Genomic DNA, 16,828 nt, shown 5'->3' on the forward strand with positions numbered 1-16,828 from the left:
TGCTGCGGATGGACACGCTCACCATGCGCACCGGCGGCGAGGGCGAGCCCGCCGTTCTCCTCCTGCACGGCCTGGGCGCGACCGGCGCCGCGTGGGCCCACTTCCCCGAGCTGCTCGCCCGGCGCGTCCTGGTGCCCGACCTGCCCGGCCACGGCCGGTCGGCGCCGCTGCCGCACTACAGCTTCCGGACGCTCACCGCCGCGGTCGCGCGGGCGCTGCCGGACCGGCGTCCGCTCGTCGTCGTCGGCCACTCCCTCGGTGGGGTGCTCGCGCTCGAGCTGGCGTCCGGCGAGTACGACGTCGAGGTCGCCGGGGTGCTGGCGGTCGGCGTGAAGGTCGAGTGGAGCCAGGACGACCTCGGGCGGGCGGCGAGCTTCGCGGCGCGGCCGGCCCGGGTGTTCGAGACCCGGGAAGACGCCGAGCAGGCGTACCTGAAGGTGTCGGGGCTGCTGGGGATCGCGCCCGCCGACCCGGCCGGGCTTCGCGAGACCGAGGGAGGTTACCGCCTCGCGATGGACCCGGCCGCGTTCGGCGTCGGCGCGCCGGACATGCCGGCGCTCCTGACCGCGGCGCGGTGCCCGGTCGTGCTGGCGGCGGGGGAGACCGACCCGATGAGCCGGCCCGAGCAGCTGCGGGCACTCGACCCGGACGCGGTCGTCCTCACCGGCCTCGGGCACAACGCCCACGTCGAGGACCCAGCCGCCGTGCGGGCCCTCTTGGCACGCTTCGACGTCTAGGAGGCTCGGGTGCAGCCGTCGTACCCCACGCGACGGCTGCTCCGAACCCCTCGCCACCACCGGACCCCCGAAAGCCTAGGAACCCGTGGTGGACGAGCGCCTGTACTCGCGGGATACGCCGTTGTCACCGTCGGTACCTGCGGAAACGGTTATCTTCGCCGTTCGGTGGTACTCGGGGAGCGGCACGATCGTGATGCTTGAGGGGTACGTTTCCGCTCGGGGCACGCGGGAGAGGACACCAGTGGACGAAGGCCTGTCGTTCGCCGGCTGGCTGCGGGAACGCCGGGTGCTCGCCGGGCTCACCCAGGCCCAGCTGGCCGAGCGCGCCGGCGTGAGCCTGCGCGCGGTGCGCAACGCCGAGCTCGGCACCGTCCGGCGGCCCCGGCCGGGGACCGAACGGCGGTTGCGGGAAGCGCTTGCCGAAGCCCCGCCGGAGCCGGTGCGGATCGGTGTGCTGGGCCCGCTCGTGGTGCGGCGCGGGGAGACGCCGGTCGAGATCGGCGCGGAGAAGCAGCGGCTGCTGCTGGCGATGCTGGCCCTGCAGCCGAACCGGACCGTGCGGCGCGAGGACCTCGTCGACGTCATCTGGGCCGAGCCGCCGCCGTCGTGCCTGGACCTGCTCCACACCTACGTCGCGCGGCTGCGGCGGGCGCTGCGGCCCGCCGACCTCATCACCACGGACAAGGGCGGCTACCGGCTGTCCGCGGACGAGGACGTCCTCGACCTCCTGCGCTTCGAAGCACTCGCGGACCGCGGCGCCCACCGCGAGGCCCTGGAGCTCTGGCGCGGTCCGGTGCTCGCCGACGTCGAACGCCTCCGGCAGTACCCGGCTCGGCTGGGGCTGGCCATGAAGCGCGCGAAGACGGTAATGGCCTACGCCGACGTCGCGGATCCGGAGGACGCGGCGGTGCAGCTGCGCGGGCTGACCGCCGAGGAGCCGCTGAACGAGTCCGCGCACGCGCGGCTGATGCTCGCCCTCGCCGCGTCCGGACGCCAGGCCGGCGCCCTGGCCCTGTTCGAAGAGGTCCGCCACCGGCTCGACGGTGAGCTGGGCATCGAGCCCGGTCCGGAGCTGCGCGCGGCCCAGCAGCAGGTGCTCCGGCAGGACTTCGCCGGCCGGGAGCTGCCCTCCCGCGGTCCCGCGCAGCTGCCCGCGGACGTCGCCGGCTTCCGCGGCCGCGCCACCCAGCTCGCCGAGCTGGACGACCTCCTGAACCGTGACGGCACCGGCGCCCGCATCGCCGTCCTGTCCGGCACTGGCGGGGTCGGCAAGACCGCACTCGCCGTCCACTGGGCCCAGCGCTCGCGGGCGGAGTTCCCGGACGGCCAGCTCTACCTCGACCTGCACGGCTACGGCACGGTCCGGCCGGTCGAGCCGGGCGACGCGTTGTCCGGGTTCCTGCGCGCCCTCGGGGTCGACGGCGCGGACATCCCCGCCGAGCAGGACGAACGCGCGGCGAAGTTCCGCACCGCGCTGGCGGGCCGGCGGATGGTGCTGGTGCTGGACAACGCCGGGTCGGTCGGGCAGGTCCGCCCGCTGCTCCCGGGTTCGGCGTCGTGCCTGGTGCTGGTGACCAGCCGGGACGCGCTGCCCGGGCTGGTCGCCCGGCACGGCGCCCGCCGGGTGCTCGTCGACCTGCTCACCGAAGCCGAAGCCCGCGACCTGCTGCGGACGTTGCTCGGCCGGCGCGCCGACGACGAACCGGACGCCACCGCGGCGCTGATCGGTTACTCCGCCCGGCTGCCGCTGGCCCTGCGGCTCGTCGCGGAGCTGGCGCTGAGCCGGCCGGGGGAGCGGCTCGCCGCCCTCGCGGCCGAGCTGGCCGACGAACGCAGGCGGCTCGACCTGCTCGACGGCGGCGGTGACCCGCTGACCGCGGTCCGCGCCGTGTTCTCGTGGTCCTACCGGCACCTGGCGGCCGACGCCGCGCGCGTGTTCCGGCTCTGCGGCCTGCACCCGGGCCGCGACCTCACCCCCGCCGCGATCGCCGCGCTCGCCCGCGTCCCGCTGCCGGAAGCGGAACGGCTGACCGGCGCCCTGGTGCGCGCCCACCTCGCGCAGGAGACCGGCGACGACCGCGTCCAGCTGCACGACCTGCTGCGGGTCTACGCCGCCGAGCTCGCGGCCGAATCGGCCGGCGAAAGCCACGAGGCGCAGGAGCGGCTATTCGACTTCTACGTCCGATCGGCCGCGCAGGCCATGGACGTCGTCCTGCCGCAGGAACGGCACCTGCGCCCGGAGGTGCCGGACCCCGACGTCAAGGTGATCGACGCGCAGGCGTGGCTGGAGGCCGAGCGCCGCAACCTGCTGGCGGTCGCCGCGCACGCGACCCGGCACGGCTGGGCCGACCACCTGCGGCTGCTGTCCGGGATCCTGTGGCACTACCTCGACGTCGGCGGTTACCACGAGGAGTCGCTGGTGCTGCACTCGCACGCGTCGGCGCTGGCCCACGACGCCGGCGACCGGGTGGCCGAAGGCGAGCGGCTGACGCTCATCGGGCTGGGGCACTGGCGCGTCGGCCGGTCCCGGGAGGCGCGGCGGTACCTCGAGGAGGCGCTCGTCCTCGTCCGAGAGACCGGTGACCGGCGGACCGAGATCCACGTGCTCAACACGCTCGGCCTGGTCTGCCGGGCGCTCGGCCGGTTCGCCGAAGCGATCACGTACTCGACCGAAGCGCTGGCGCTGGCCCGCAAGAACGGTGACCGCACCAGCGAAGGCCTGGTGCTGGTGGTGCTCGGCTGCTCGTGCCGCGGCATCGGCCGGTACGGCGAGGCGATCGGCCACCACGAGGACGCGCTCGCTCTCGCGCGGGAGATCGCCGACCGCACGAGCGAGGGATACGCCCTGGTCAACCGGGGTGACGCGCTCTCGGCGCTCGGCCGTCACGACGAAGCCGCGCGTTCGCTGGCCGAGGGGATGGAGCACTTCCGCGCGATGGGGGTGCGGGTCAGCGAGGGCTACGCGCTGGGCATCCTCGGCGACGTCGAGCACGCGCGAGGCCGTGACACCGAGGCCGCGGCGCACCTGGAGCGCGCGCTGGGAATCGCCCAGGAGACCGGAAGCCCGACGAACCGGAGTGTCGCGTTGAAGCACCTGGGCGACGTCCGGCTGGCGCAGGGGAAGCACGCGGAGGCGGCCCAGCACCTCGAAGAAGCGCTGGGACTCGCCCGCGAATGCGGGGACCGCGGGGTGGAGTCCCGGGTCCTCAACAGCCTCGGCGCGCTGTCCGCCGCGCGCGGGATGGCTTCGGACGCGCTCACGTACCACCGCGAAGCCCTGGCCGCGGCGAAGGAGACGGGCTGCCGTCCCGAGCAGGGTCGCGCCCACTGCGGGCTCGGTGAAGTCCACTGTGGACTCGGGGAGCCGGAAGCCGCACGTGAGCACTGGGAACGCGCGATGGCCTGTTACGCCGGGGAGTGGGTGCCCGGGGCGAGCCGCGTCCAGGACCACCTGCGGGCGCTGGACCGCGTCGCCGGGTAGGGGCGGTCGAGCGCGACGAGGTCGTTTTCGACGCGCTGGCGGTCGCGGTCGACGAAGTTCGTGCTGCCCGCGAGACGGCGGGTGCGGCGCCAGGTGATCACGATGTCCCTCCGGTGGCCTTGAAGAACGTGTAGTGGAAGGTGCCGTCCTCGGTGCGGCGCAGGTCCGCGACCCCGCGGGCCCAGGCGGCCTCGGTGCTGAGCCCGCTCGCGACGGCCGGTTCGCCGACGCCTTCGACCATCGCCGTGAAGGTGTCGCGGGTGAACCCGGTGACCAGCTCCGGCCGCGACCGGTCGACGTAGACCGTGCGGGGTTCGACCACGACGTCGCCGAACCCGGCGCCGTCGAGGAGCGGGAAGAGCCGGCGGCCGATGAGCGCGTCGCCGCCGGCGTCGGCCTGCAGGCGGACGAGGCAGTCGATCGCGGCCTGGGCGTGCTCGCTGCGCGGGTGGAAGAAGGCCGAGCCGTGGTCACCCTCGATCACGGTGATCGTGCCGCCCGGCCGCAGCAGCGTCTTCAGGTGCGACAGCGCTTCCTCCGGCTCCAGCAGGTGTTCCAGGACGAAGCAGACGAAGACGTGGTCGTAGCTGCCGTCGAGGTCGAACAGGTCGGCCTGGCGGAAGTCGGCGCCCGGCACTCTTCGTCTCGCCTGGGCGAGGGAGTCCGCGGAGACGTCGACCGCGGTCAGGTGCGCGTCCGGGCTGCGGGCGGCGAGGTGGACGGTCTGCGCGCCGACCCCGCAGCCGACCTCCAGCACGCGGCTCCCGGCCGGGTAGGCCGTGCCGGCGTGGAGCAGCTCGGACAGGGTGTCGGCCTGGTCGCCCAGGCGGCGGGCCTCGGGGCGGGTGTATCCGTGCACGTAGGTGGTGTCCATGAGTCCAGCGTGCTGCGACAATGGCCTGATGGACAGGGCCAAAACTTCGCTTCCGGAGGGGTCCATAGGCTCGGACTTCCTGCAGCTCGACGTCCGCGAGGCGCCGCCGGGCGGGCTCGCGGACTGGCTGGCCGGGCAGCTGCGCGCCGCGGTCGCCGACGGCCGCCTCCCGGTCGGCGGCCGGCTGCCCGCGTCCCGGGTGCTGGCCGCCGAACTGCGTGTCTCGCGAGGTGTGGTCACCGAGGCCTACCAGCGGCTGATCGACGACGGCCACGCGGCGGGCCGCGGCCGGGCGGGCACCGTGGTGGTCGCCGCGCCGGTGAGCGCGCCGGAGCCCGCGCGCGTCCGGCCGCCGTCGAAGGTGATCACGCCGCTGCCGGGCGTCGAGGTCTTCGACGAGGTCCGCGCGGCCCCGGCCCGCATCGACCTCACCCCCGGCATGCCGGACCTGACGGCGTTCCCGCGCGCGGCGTGGCTGAAGGCGGAACGCGCGGTGCTCGACGAGCTCGAGCCCGCCCACTTCGGCTACGGCGACCCGCGCGGGGCGCCGGCGATGCGGCTGGCGGTGTCGCGCTGGCTGGCGCGCAGCCGCGGCATCCGCGCCGACCCGGGCGAGATCATCGTGGTAGCCGGCGTCGCGCAGGCGTTGACGCTGGTCGGGGCGGTGCTGCGGCAGCACGGGATCACCGAGATCGCGGTGGAGGACCCGAGCTCACTCGGCGCGCGTCAGCACCTGCACCACTGCGGCCTGGCGACCCCGCCGGTCCCGGTGGACGACGACGGCCTGCGCGTCGCGGAGCTCAACGCCCCGGCGGTGCTGCTGACTCCGGCCCACCAGTTCCCGATGGGCGTGGTCCTCGGCGGCGAGCGCCGCCGAGCCCTGATGCGCTGGGCGCACGACGGCGGCGTGATCGTCGAGGACGACTACGACGCCGAGCACCGGTACGACCGCGCGCCGGTGCCGGCGGTCCGGTCGATGGTGCCCGAAGTCTGTTACACGGGAAGCGTTTCGAAGCTGCTGGCCCCGGCGTTGCGCGTCGGCTGGCTGGTGGCGCCGCCCCGTTTCCGCGACGATCTGGTGGCCGCGAAGCGGTTCGCGGACCTGGGCAACGCGGTGCTGGCCCAGCTGGTCCTGGCCCGGCTCATGGAGACCGGCGAGCTGGAGCGCCAGCTGAGGGTGGTCCGCGGCAGGCACCGCCGCCGCCGTGACGCGATGATCCGCGCGCTGACATCGGACGTGCCGTCGGCGGTCGTCCACGGCGCGGCGGCGGGGTTGCACCTGACGATCACGTTCTCGTCGGAGGTGGACGACGTTGCTCTGGCGGCGGCCGCGCTGGAGGAGGGGGTGAAGGTGCAGCCGCTGTCTTGGCACCGTCAACGGCCGGGGAGGCCGGGGTTGGTGCTGGGGTACGCGGCCCGGACGGGGACGGAGATCGAAGAGGGGGTGGCGGTGCTGGGCCGGCTGCTGCGGTGACGGCGGTGCTCGCGGGGCGAGCCACTCCTGCCGTGCGGTCTTGAGTAAAGACTCCACAAAGGACAGTCAAGCGACTGTGATCATGCTCTCCCAGGCAAATCCGGAACTTGGTTGCCATACGCAAGCAAGTTGCTTAGCCTAGCTAAGGGACTGATGAGCGGAAGGGTTGCACAGTGGCGGAACGCCGGACGTATTCGATCGCGGAACTGGGGCCGCGGTACAAGTGGATCGCGCTGTCCAACACGACGCTGGGCATGCTGATCGCCACGATCAACTCCTCGATCGTGCTGATCGCGCTGCCCGACATCTTCAAGGGCATCGGCATCAACCCCCTGGAACCGGCCAACACGAGCTACCTGCTCTGGATGATCATGGGCTTCCTCGTGGTCACCGCGGTGCTGGTGGTGAGCTTCGGCAGGCTCGGCGACATGTACGGCCGCGCGAGGATGTACAACCTCGGCTTCGCCGTCTTCACGGTTTCTTCCATCATGCTCGCCATCACCTGGTTCGACGGTGACGCCGCCGCGTTGTGGCTCATCGGCTGGCGGATCGTGCAGGGTGTCGGCGGCGCCTTCCTGATGGCGAACTCCTCGGCGATCCTCACCGACGCCTTCCCGGCCAACCAGCGCGGCCTCGCGCTCGGCATGAACGGTGTCGCGGCCATCGCCGGCTCGTTCCTCGGCCTGGTCGTCGGCGGGGTGCTCGCCCCGGTCGACTGGAACCTCATCTTCCTGGTCTCGGTGCCCTTCGGCGTCATCGGCACGATCTGGGCGTACCTCAAGCTGCACGACACCGGTGTCCGCAAGCACGCGCGGATGGACTGGTGGGGCAACATCACCTTCGCCGTCGGCCTGATCGCGGTCCTGGTCGGCATCACCTACGGCATCCAGCCCTACGGCTCCTCGCCGACCGGCTGGGGCAGCCCGATGGTCCTCTCCTGCCTGATCGGCGGCGTCGCGGTGCTGGTCGCGTTCGTGGTCATCGAGACGAAGGTCGACAACCCGCTGTTCCGCCTGTCGCTGTTCAAGATCCGCTCGTTCACGTGGGGCAACGTCGCGAACCTGACGGCGTCGCTCGGCCGCGGCGGGCTGCAGTTCATCCTGATCATCTGGCTGCAGGGCATCTGGCTGCCGCAGCACGGCTACACCTTCGAGCAGACGCCGTTGTGGGCGGGCATCTACATGCTCCCGATGACGGTCGGCTTCCTGGTGGCCGCGCCGACGTCGGGCATCCTCGCCGACCGGATCGGCAGCCGCCTGCTCGCCTCCAGCGGCCTGCTGATCACGGCGATCACGTTCCTGCTGCTGATCATCCTGCCGGTGAACTTCGACTACTGGGCGTTCGCGGCGATCCTGCTGGTCAACGGCATCGGCATGGGCATGTTCTCCTCGCCGAACCGCGCCGAGGTGATGAACAGCCTGCCGGCGGACTCGCGCGGCTCCGGCGCGGGCATGATGACGACGTTCCAGAACGCGGCGATGGTGCTCTCGATCGGCTTCTTCTTCAGCCTGATCATCGCGGGCCTGTCGAGCAGCCTCCCGTCGACGATGCACGCGGGCCTGATCGCCCACGGCGTCCCCGACGCGGCGGCCACCCAGGTGGCGAACCTGCCGGCGGTGGCGGTGCTGTTCGCGGCGTTCCTCGGGTACAACCCGATCCAGCAGCTGCTGGGCGGCCAGCTCACGTCGCTGCCGCCGGACCAGGCTTCGTTCCTGACCGGACGCAGCTTCTTCCCGAACCTGATCTCGGGCCCGTTCCAGTCCGGCCTCGCGGTGGCGTTCGGCTTCGCGATCGCGGTCTGCCTGATCGGCGCGGTGGCGTCCCTGCTGACCAAGGACGCGCGCCCGAAGAACGGCGAATCGGTGGGCGAAGAGCTGGCGGCGGTCGCCGGGGAGTCCGGCGGCGGGCCGAGCGAACTGGTGTCGCCCGCGAGCGAACGCTGACGGTAGTTTCGAAACCGGGTGCCGCACTGCGCGGCACCCGGTTTTTCCGTCCTGGGGGAGTGGTGGCGCGCGTCTACCGAGTTCTGTGCGGCCGGGAACCGGAGCTGCCGGTGCTGGCCCGGCCGGCGACGCCGGTGCTGCGTGAACTGACCGGTGGCGACGACGAAGTCGTGGCCGGAGCGCGGGAGTTCCGCTTCGGTGCGGCGTCCGTCCGGACCGGCGGAGGCACCCGGCTGGAGGTGACTGCCGACCGTCCCGGGGACGAGGCCCTCGCGCTCGTGACGGCGGTCCTCGCGACCGTCTTCTACGACGGCTACTTCGTTGATGATCTGCGCCGCGAGGAGCGGGCTCTGGCCCACCGCACGTTCCGGTCGGGCAACGGCCCGAAGCTGACCGCCGAGCACCTCGGCCGGGTGCTGGCCGAGGCGGGAACCCAGGCGAGCGCTCTCGCCGGCGAGGCGCTGAGGGCCGGTATCGCGCCCAGCTGGCCCGACAGCACCTGGCCGGTGTGGCTGGCGCGCTCGCGCTACGGCCTCCGGGAACGCCGCAGCCGCCAGGGCGGGCAGGGTTCCGTCGACTTCGAAACGGCGCTGCGCGCGCTGGGCGCGTACCCGGGTGTCGCACTCGCGCACGCGCAGATCGACGACCGTGCGCGGGAGCGCTACCTCTTCGAGGTGTTCCTGACGCCGGACCTCGGCCGTGTTGTCGCCTGCTTCGGCGTAGCACGGCGGAGCGAGTCCCGGGCGCCGGACGCGCCGTCGTGGACGCGGCTCGAGGAGATCGTGCTCAGGCCCCTTCCGGAGGCCGCCGAGAAGGTCGCGCAGCTGCGCGAGGAGGGCGTCCCGGACGTGGCCGCCGGGCTCGTCGCCGGGCTGGAGAAGTACCTCGCGACCCGGCACTGGTCGAGCTTCGGGAAGTACGCCGAGCTGGTGCCCGCGTTCCCGTCGCCCGAGGCCGCGCGCCACCTCACGGCCGCGCTGGACGATCCCTGGGCCGGCGACGGCCTGCTCGCGGTGGTGGAGAACGCGCTGGCGGCGGTGCGGGTCAGGCCGTGACGAGCGCGGGCTCGGTGACCTCGGCCGCCGGCGTCGCCTTCTTCGCGCGGCGCCGGGTGATGATCCGGCGGCCGACCTCGATCATGGGGAGCTCGACCCAGCGGTAGAGCAGGTCGGCGGCCATCAGCCCGACGATCGTCACGGCGACGGCCGTGAGCGTCCGGTGCGGGGCGAACTGCGGGATCGCGCCCGCGAGCCCCACCGCGACGACGATCTGGATCAGGTACAGCGAGTACGAGCGCTCGCCGATGAAGCGCATCGGACGCAGCGACAGCACCCAGGCGAGCGGCCCGCGGCCGGCGACCAGGGACGGCACCAGCAGCGCAACGAGCAGCACGTAGACCGTGCCGGTGATCGAACCGCCTTCGTCGTTCAGCACCTGGGCGATCTCGCCGAACATGGTCTGGACCGTGACCAGCGCGGCGGCGACCACGAGCCCGACGACGGGGTGGGTGAACCCGCGCAGCACGGCGAAACCCTTGCGGTGGTGCAGGACGATCGCCAGCGTGCAGCCGATGAGGATCGGCGAGTACGCGCCCGCGTAGGGCATGAAGGGGATCAAGGCGAGCATGATGGCGACGAGGCCGACGGCGAGGCTCAGGCGCTTCACGAAGCCGAGCGCGCCGAGGCCGAACGCGAGCAGCGGCCACACGAGGTAGAACTTCTGCTCGACCCCGAGCGTCCAGGCCTGGCCGAACAGGGCCATCTGGTGGTACTCGCCGACGAAGGCGACGTTCCACGGCAGCGCCGTGACGATGCCGCTGTGCCTCAGGCCCATGCCGCGGAAGTAGGCGAAGACGACGACCACGCCGATGACGACGTAGTAGACGGGAAGGATCCGGAACGCACGGCGGATGTAGAACTCGGCGAGGGAAACCCGGCCCGAGCGGTCCTCTTCGCGCAGCGCCAGCGTGGTGATGAGGTAACCGGAGAGCACGAAGAACAGGTGCACGCCGATCCAGCCGTTGGCCCGCTCCCAGTTGGGGCCCCCGTAGTGGAAGACGACGACGAGCACGGCGGCGATGGCGCGGACGCCGTCCAGAGCCGGGAATCTTCGGGTCGCCAGGTACTGATCATGCGTCATCATCACGTGATCCCCCCACGAGGTGCTGCCGACTGAACTTCGCCCAATGTAATCGGACGATCCCGCCATTCACTCGGTGGGGTGACGTATCGGGTGGTCCGGCGTAGCCATCCGTCAGCTGAGCGACGGACCGGAGCGGTCGGACCCGTGCCTGAGCCGTGGAGTGCTGGTCGACTACCAGGTTGGAACTTGTCGCCGAACTGGACATGGGCCACGGGTGCGACCCGCTCAGCGCATGAGACCTCGTCGGTGCGGCTGGGGACCAGTACGAACCCGGGAACCGGTCCAGATCGCGGCGGCCTGCCGGCGATCGATTACCGGGCAGCCGGTCAGGCGGCGGCGAAGAACAACCCGTTGCCGGTGCCGAAGGCGGCGACGCAGCCCGTGTACGGCAACAGTGGCGGGATCAAGCCGCCGGTGTCGTCGTCACCGAACCTGCCGGCGTCGGCGGTAGCGGAGACGGTGGTCGGTGATCCGAACACGCAGAAGATCACGCAGGCGGTGACGGGTCAGAACCCCGTGGTTCAGACAGTCGGCCAGGCGCCGGTGTCTGAGCTGCTCCCGGCCGGCCCGGGGCAGGGGCCGGGGTTTGCCGACCAGGTCAGCGGGTTGATGAACCTGATTCCGCTCAGTGGTCTTGGAATGGCTTGGCGTTTGGTCACCGCGGACAGCTGGGCAGACGCGGGTCACCAGTTGCTCGATCTGGCTGGGTATGTCCCACTCGCCGGCGAGGTGGCCGACGGCGCGAACGCGCTCTGGTATCTCGGCGAGGGCGACGACCTGAATGCAGGGCTCTCTGCGGCGGCTGCGATCCCGTTCGTTGGTTGGGCGGCGGCCGCGGGAAAGACGGGCGCGCGGATAGGTAAGACTGCGGCCGGCGGCGCGCGCGAGGCCGGACAGGCGGCCGCAGGCGCCGGGCGAGCCGGTCTCCCAGGTTTGACAGGTGGATCGCCGGGGCCGACGCTCTTTCATTACACTGACGAAGCAGGTCAAGCAGGTATACGTGAGAGTGGTGAGTTACGTCCTTCCCTGAAGGCATCGAACCCGAAGGATGCCAAGTTTGGCGACGGCCAGTACTTCTCCGATATTGCTCCAGGAACTTTATCGTGCGCCCAACTGTCGCGTTGTTTTATTGGTATCCCATTTCAGGGTTCAAGATTCACTCATTACGTGGAGGTCGACGTGGCGGGACTCAATGTAGTGAAGGGTCGTGACAACGTTTTTGTCGTGCCAGGTGATACGCCGTTGGACGTGACGCGTCGAATTGTAGGGTGGGGAAGGAATTAATCATGGAGTACATTCAAGTCGTATGGCACCACAAGGCGGTCGAAGATCCGATATTGCTGTACAGTGAGCTGGATGCCGAACGGTATGAAGTCCGGAAAGTTGAGGTTTATCTCGATGGCCGGCGCGACTGGGCTGGGCCTGAGGGGGCGGTCGGCAGTACTGTGCTTGGGGAACTTCCGGTGCCTGTCCTCGCCGAGATCGCTCGGCAAGCGGAGTTCACTCCGAAAATGATCGACCGCGAGATTTTTGAAGCGGTGTGGAATCAGGCCACCGCGGAGTGATGGCTTCGCTGAATTAGGGCTTCTGGCCGATGAAAGCCCGCTGGATCTTCATCGAATATGGGGCGGCCCGTTCAGGATGATCCTGTCTGTGCGGATCACGGTGCCCGGGAGCTCAGTGCCGTCGATCTCTACGGTCAGCTGCTTTGGTACTGCTACAGCAGCCTGATCATCAGGGGCATCTGCGCGTGTGGTTCCACGCTCACCCTATCAATTGCCCAGACTCCAACCCGCGAACCGGAGCTTCAGTTCGCTCCGCGGTGGCCTGCCGGCGATCGATTACCGGGCAGCCGGTCAGGCGGCGGCGAAGAACAACCCGTTGCCGGTGCCGAAGGCGGCGACGCAGCCCGTGTACGGCAACAGTGGCGGGATCAAGCCGCCGGTGTCGTCGTCACCGAACCTGCCGGCGTCGGCGGTAGCGGAGACGGTGGTCGGTGATCCGAACACGCAGAAGATCACGCAGGCGGTGACGGGTCAGAACCCCGTGGTTCAGACAGTCGGCCAGGCGCCGGTGTCTGAGCTGCTCCCGGCCGGCCCGGGGCAGGGGCCGGGGTTTGCCGACCAGGTCAGCGGGTTGATGAACCTGATTCCGCTCAGCGGTCTCGGCGTGGCATGGCGCTTGATCACGGCGGACAGCTGGACGGACGCTGGTCACCAGCTGCTCGATCTGGTCGGGTATGTCCCGGTCGCGGGCGAGGTGGCGGATGGCGCGAACGGGCTCTGGTACCTGGGCGAGGGGGACAGTCTCAACGCGGGACTGTCCGCGGCTGCGGCGATACCGTTTGTCAGTTGGGCGGCCGCTGCGGGCAAGGCAGCGAAACGCGCCGGTAAGGCTGTCGAGGATGCAGGCGCCGCCGCCAAGGACCTGCCTCGGGTCACGCCACCGGGCAAAGCACCTGAGTCGCCGACGATCGACCTCGGCAACTACCGCGGCCGTTTCCAGGCGCAGCTCAGCCGGGACGGGCTCAAACGGCTGCCGTCGGACTGGGACGCGCATCACGCGATCCCCCAGGAGTACCGAAACCGTCCGGATTTCCGGGGCTTCGACTTCGACGCTCCGTCCAACATGCGTGGTGTGCCGGGATCCAGGATGAACTCGCGTGGTGCTAACGTTCGCCAAGAAATTACCAACCAGTGGAAGTGGTTCAACGACTTGAACCCGTACGCCACCCGGACGTAGATCGAAAATTTCGCCGCGCAAATCGACAGGGGATACGGTGCCTACTACTGGCGAGAGTTTAAGTGACTGGGTTGCGGAAATGAACTCCCTCGCGGGGGAGTTCGTTGCTTCTTTCGAGAGTCGCTACGGCTATCCTCCCGAGGACAATGAGATAAAGATCTCGGATGTTGAGGGGACCGGGTCGCGGTCGGGATTAGCCGATTCCGACCTGCCGCCGGAGATCATCGACTTCTACGCTGTAGTGGAAGAAGTATCATTGCCTGACGTCGGCAATGGCTACTTTGTTCATCGGTTTGATCATGTGCTCTCGGGCGTGCAAGGTCAACAGCCAATCCGACTGGTGGGCGCAGCGGATGATGACATTGTGGTCTTCGGCTCGGGTGGCGGTGGGGGGCTCTTCGCCTTGAGTTCGAGTGGTCGCGGGGTCTACGGTTTGACTGGTGGCGCATTTATCGAAAATTACTACGACGTCGATAGTGTCGGGTTGTCGATAGTAGCAAACGATTTTTTCGGCTTCCTTGAATTTCTGCGCGATGAGTTGCGCGCGGCGCTGGGCGAGTAGGCTGCTCGACGTGGACAATCGAATGGGTGTGGCTCGCGAGGGCGAGAACTTGTTCTGCTATTCGGGGATGATTTCTTGGCTGGGCGCCGGCTAAAGGCGGTCTGGGCGCGCTGGTGGTTCGGGCGTCCCTGGGTGGCCGGATATTGGCCTTCTTATTCTCTGGCGAAGAAGAAGGCCTGGATTGAGGTTGCATGGCTGAGTTTGCGACTTCAGCTACCTGTCCGGGAGGTCGAAACTTTCGCTCTTGATGGTCGGTTGATGCGCCAAGCTTCTACTGTGCTTTGGGGGAGGCTGGCAATGGCCCTGGCGGCTACTGCGGTGCCAGTCTGGACGGCGTTGTCGACTGCACGGTCGGTGGGTTTGGTCCGGTGGCACCATCCACTCTCAAATGGCAGGGATCTGAATATTCCAGAGCGCTTCTTCTGGGTGGCGAATCAGATCAGGGTTTTTGGGGAAAATATTTAAGGTGTTCGCCGAGTGTGGTGTCGAAGTCAGACTTGAATGATTCGGCGTCCGTAGGCAGCAGGGCTACCAGCCGAGCGACGCCCGCTGGATCTTCACCGGGTGCGCCGGCGCGCCATCGAGGGGGCCGTTCGGGTCGGTCGGGATGATCCCGTCCGCCACCATGTGGTCGATCGCCGACATCCCCCGCACCACGGTCCCCAGCACCGAGTAGCTGGCCGGGATGTTCGCGAAGGAATGCACGATGAAGAACTCGGACCCGTTCGTCCCCGGCCCCTGGTTCCCCATGGCCACGGTGCCGCGCGGGTAGGTCTCCGCCCCGGTGACCTCGTCCGGGAACTTGTACCCCGGGCCGCCCTTCTCGACTTCGTAGATGTCGCCGCACTGCAGGACGCCGAGCCGGGAAGAGTTGGACAGCCGCCAGCACTGCGAGTGGTCGTAGAACCGCTGGGCGATCAGCGAAACCATGTTGTGCACCGCGCAGGGAGCCGCCCCGGCGCGGTTCAGCCGCACCGTCACCGGGCCGTAGTTGAAGCGGAAGGTCACGTCGACGGTCCCGCGCGTCAGCGCGAACGGCAGCGGGCGCACCACCGGCCGGGCGGCGGGGTTGTCGGGTGTCGGGGTGAACGAGCACCGCGTCACCACCGGAGACGCCGATGCCGTGGCCGGGGCCACCAGCAACGCACCCAGCACACCGACGAGGGCCAGACCCCAGCGCAGCTTCATGCCCCGGGACGTTAGCCGTTCACCGACTACTTGCGCCAGGCCGTGCGCTGCTTGCGGATGTCCAGCACGAGCAGCAGGATCAGGAACAGCGAGAGGCCGACGAGCCAGACGTTCTCGGTGTTGTTCTCGTGGTTGCCCTTGATCATCACCAGCAGGATGATCGCGCTGAGCCAGCCGGCGATCCGGGTGGCCTTCGGGAACGACCCGTGCCAGCCCCAGGCGGCGGACGGTTCGTCGCGGGGGTCGACCTCGGGCCGCTTCTCGACCGCCTTGCCTGCCACGATGAACTCCTCAAGACCCTTGAACCACGGACGCCCAGATGATCCCACACCTCCGGGCGCGCCGCGGACACGGCCCGCGTGGTGGTGGCCACTCGCGAGAGCCCGCGGACCGGGTGCCGCGGAGGGCCGAGGACCCCGGCCTGCCCGAGGGCAACCTCCAGGTGCGCCGCGGAGACGCCCCGCGCGACAATGACCCGCGATGACTACCTCGCGAAGCGTTCTCGTGCTCGGCTCGACCGGGTCCATCGGTGTGCAGGCCCTCGACGTCGCCGCGCGCAACCCGCATCTCTTCCGGGTGGCCGGGATCGCCGCGGGTGGGGCCGATCCGGCCGCGCTCGCCGCGCAGGCGCTCGCCCATGGTGTCGAAGCCGTCGCCGTGACCAAGGCCACCGCCGCCGAGGACGTTCAGCTCGCGCTCTACGCCGAAGCGCAGAAGCGCGGCTACAACCAAGGCGACTTCAAGCTCCCGCGGCTCTTCGCGGGCTCCGACGCCGTCACCGACCTCATCGACGCCGTGCCCGTCGACACCGTCCTCAACGCACTGCCCGGCTCGCGCGGCCTCGAGCCGACGCTCAAGGCGCTCGCCACCGGCGCCACCCTCGCGCTCGCGAACAAGGAGTCGCTCATCGCCGGCGGGCCGCTGGTGCTCGCCGCCGCGAAGCCCGGGCAGCTCGTGCCGGTCGACTCCGAGCACTCGGCGATCGCGCAGGCGCTGCGAGCGGGGCACAAAACCGAGGTCGCCCGGCTCGTGCTCACCGCTTCGGGCGGCCCGTTCCGCGGTCGCAAGCGCGCCGAGCTCGCCGACGTCACCGTCGAGCAGGCCATGGCCCACCCGACCTGGTCGATGGGCCCGCTGATCACGATCAACTCCGCCACGCTGGTCAACAAGGGCCTCGAGCTGATCGAGGCGGCGCTGCTGTTCGGCATCGCGCCGGACAAGATCGACGTCACCGTGCACCCGCAGTCGATCGTGCACTCGATGGTGACCTTCACCGACGGCTCGACGATCGCCCAGGCCAGCCCGCCGGACATGCGGTTGCCGATCGCGCTCGCGCTGCACTGGCCCGACCGGGTGCCCGGCGCTGCCGCCGCGTGCACCTGGGACAAGGCCGCGACCTGGACTTTCGAGCCGCTGGACGACGATGCCTTCCCGGCCGTCGAGCTGGCCCGGCACTGCGGCACCGTGGGCGGTTGCCTGCCCGCGGTCTACAACGCCGCGAACGAAGAGCTCGTCGCGGCGTTCCTGGCGCAGAACGCCCGCTTCACGTCGATAGTGGACACTGTTTCCGAGGTGGTGGGAGCCGCCGACGAATGGCGTCGCGAACCACGCGACGTCGAGGACGTTCTCGCGGCCGAGCGCTGGGCTCGCGCCCGGGCCGGTTCGATCATCGAGGGGAAGTAGCG

General features: G+C 70.1%; 14 protein-coding genes. 10 read left to right on the forward strand and 4 right to left on the reverse strand.

The genetic code is table 11. The features are described 5' to 3' along the window. The first annotated feature begins 8 nt into the window (after positions 1-8). Complete coding sequence (locus ACZ61C_RS27315) at positions 9-737, forward strand: alpha/beta fold hydrolase (protein WP_465310660.1); 729 nt, start codon at positions 9-11, stop codon at positions 735-737. Positions 738-978: 241 nt separating this feature from the next. Continuing rightward, entirely contained in the window at positions 979-4,218 is a 3,240-nt protein-coding gene (locus tag ACZ61C_RS27320) for a tetratricopeptide repeat protein (RefSeq protein ID WP_465310661.1), read from the forward strand. A gap of 97 nt (positions 4,219-4,315) precedes the next feature. On the opposite strand, the gene ACZ61C_RS27325 is transcribed toward ACZ61C_RS27320, so the two are convergent. Further along, positions 4,316-5,092: a methyltransferase gene (locus ACZ61C_RS27325; protein ID WP_465310662.1), complete on the reverse strand. Its 777-nt coding sequence runs from the start codon at positions 5,090-5,092 to the stop codon at positions 4,316-4,318. 28 nt (positions 5,093-5,120) lie between these two features. On the opposite strand from ACZ61C_RS27325, the gene pdxR reads away from it, so the two are divergent. The 3 genes from pdxR to ACZ61C_RS27340 all read left to right on the forward strand — a co-directional run bounded on the left by pdxR (position 5,121) and on the right by ACZ61C_RS27340 (position 9,564). Further along, positions 5,121-6,566 (forward strand): MocR-like pyridoxine biosynthesis transcription factor PdxR, encoded by a 1,446-nt coding sequence (pdxR, locus tag ACZ61C_RS27330; protein ID WP_465310663.1) that lies wholly within the window; start codon positions 5,121-5,123, stop codon positions 6,564-6,566. A gap of 173 nt (positions 6,567-6,739) precedes the next feature. After that, positions 6,740-8,509, forward strand: coding sequence for an MFS transporter (locus ACZ61C_RS27335; protein WP_465310664.1), 1,770 nt, complete (start codon positions 6,740-6,742; stop codon positions 8,507-8,509). 62 nt (positions 8,510-8,571) lie between these two features. Beyond that, entirely contained in the window at positions 8,572-9,564 is a 993-nt protein-coding gene (locus ACZ61C_RS27340) for a hypothetical protein (protein ID WP_465310665.1), read from the forward strand. On the opposite strand, the gene ACZ61C_RS27345 is transcribed toward ACZ61C_RS27340, so the two are convergent. Beyond that, positions 9,554-10,651, reverse strand: coding sequence for an acyltransferase family protein (locus ACZ61C_RS27345; RefSeq protein ID WP_465310666.1), 1,098 nt, complete (start codon positions 10,649-10,651; stop codon positions 9,554-9,556). The two genes, ACZ61C_RS27340 and ACZ61C_RS27345, sit on opposite strands and share 11 nt — an antisense overlap. Before the next feature lie 246 nt (positions 10,652-10,897). Between ACZ61C_RS27345 and ACZ61C_RS27350 the strand changes: the two genes are divergently transcribed. From ACZ61C_RS27350 to ACZ61C_RS27365, 4 genes are all read left to right on the forward strand, one after another. Next, positions 10,898-11,935, forward strand: a complete 1,038-nt coding sequence (locus ACZ61C_RS27350; RefSeq protein WP_465310667.1) for an HYD1 signature containing ADP-ribosyltransferase family protein — start codon at positions 10,898-10,900, stop codon at positions 11,933-11,935. A gap of 2 nt (positions 11,936-11,937) precedes the next feature. Then, entirely contained in the window at positions 11,938-12,216 is a 279-nt protein-coding gene (locus ACZ61C_RS27355; RefSeq protein WP_465310668.1) for a DUF6881 domain-containing protein, read from the forward strand. 211 nt (positions 12,217-12,427) lie between these two features. After that, positions 12,428-13,393, forward strand: coding sequence for a hypothetical protein (locus ACZ61C_RS27360; protein WP_465310669.1), 966 nt, complete (start codon positions 12,428-12,430; stop codon positions 13,391-13,393). Positions 13,394-13,472: 79 nt separating this feature from the next. Further along, entirely contained in the window at positions 13,473-13,955 is a 483-nt protein-coding gene (locus tag ACZ61C_RS27365) for a hypothetical protein (RefSeq protein ID WP_465310670.1), read from the forward strand. A 528-nt stretch (positions 13,956-14,483) separates the two neighbouring features. Here the strand turns inward: ACZ61C_RS27365 and ACZ61C_RS27370 are convergent. Then, on the reverse strand, positions 14,484-15,143 hold the full coding sequence (locus tag ACZ61C_RS27370) for a peptidylprolyl isomerase (protein ID WP_465310671.1): 660 nt from the start codon (positions 15,141-15,143) through the stop codon (positions 14,484-14,486). A 26-nt stretch (positions 15,144-15,169) separates the two neighbouring features. Then, positions 15,170-15,424: a DUF2631 domain-containing protein gene (locus tag ACZ61C_RS27375; protein WP_465310672.1), complete on the reverse strand. Its 255-nt coding sequence runs from the start codon at positions 15,422-15,424 to the stop codon at positions 15,170-15,172. A gap of 199 nt (positions 15,425-15,623) precedes the next feature. Between ACZ61C_RS27375 and dxr the strand changes: the two genes are divergently transcribed. Beyond that, the gene (gene dxr, locus ACZ61C_RS27380) at positions 15,624-16,826 is read left to right on the forward strand and encodes a 1-deoxy-D-xylulose-5-phosphate reductoisomerase (protein ID WP_465310673.1); all 1,203 of its coding nucleotides are present in this window, start codon (positions 15,624-15,626) and stop codon (positions 16,824-16,826) included. The last annotated feature ends 2 nt before the right edge of the window (positions 16,827-16,828 follow it).

Source organism: Amycolatopsis sp. NPDC104587 (assembly GCF_055583645.1).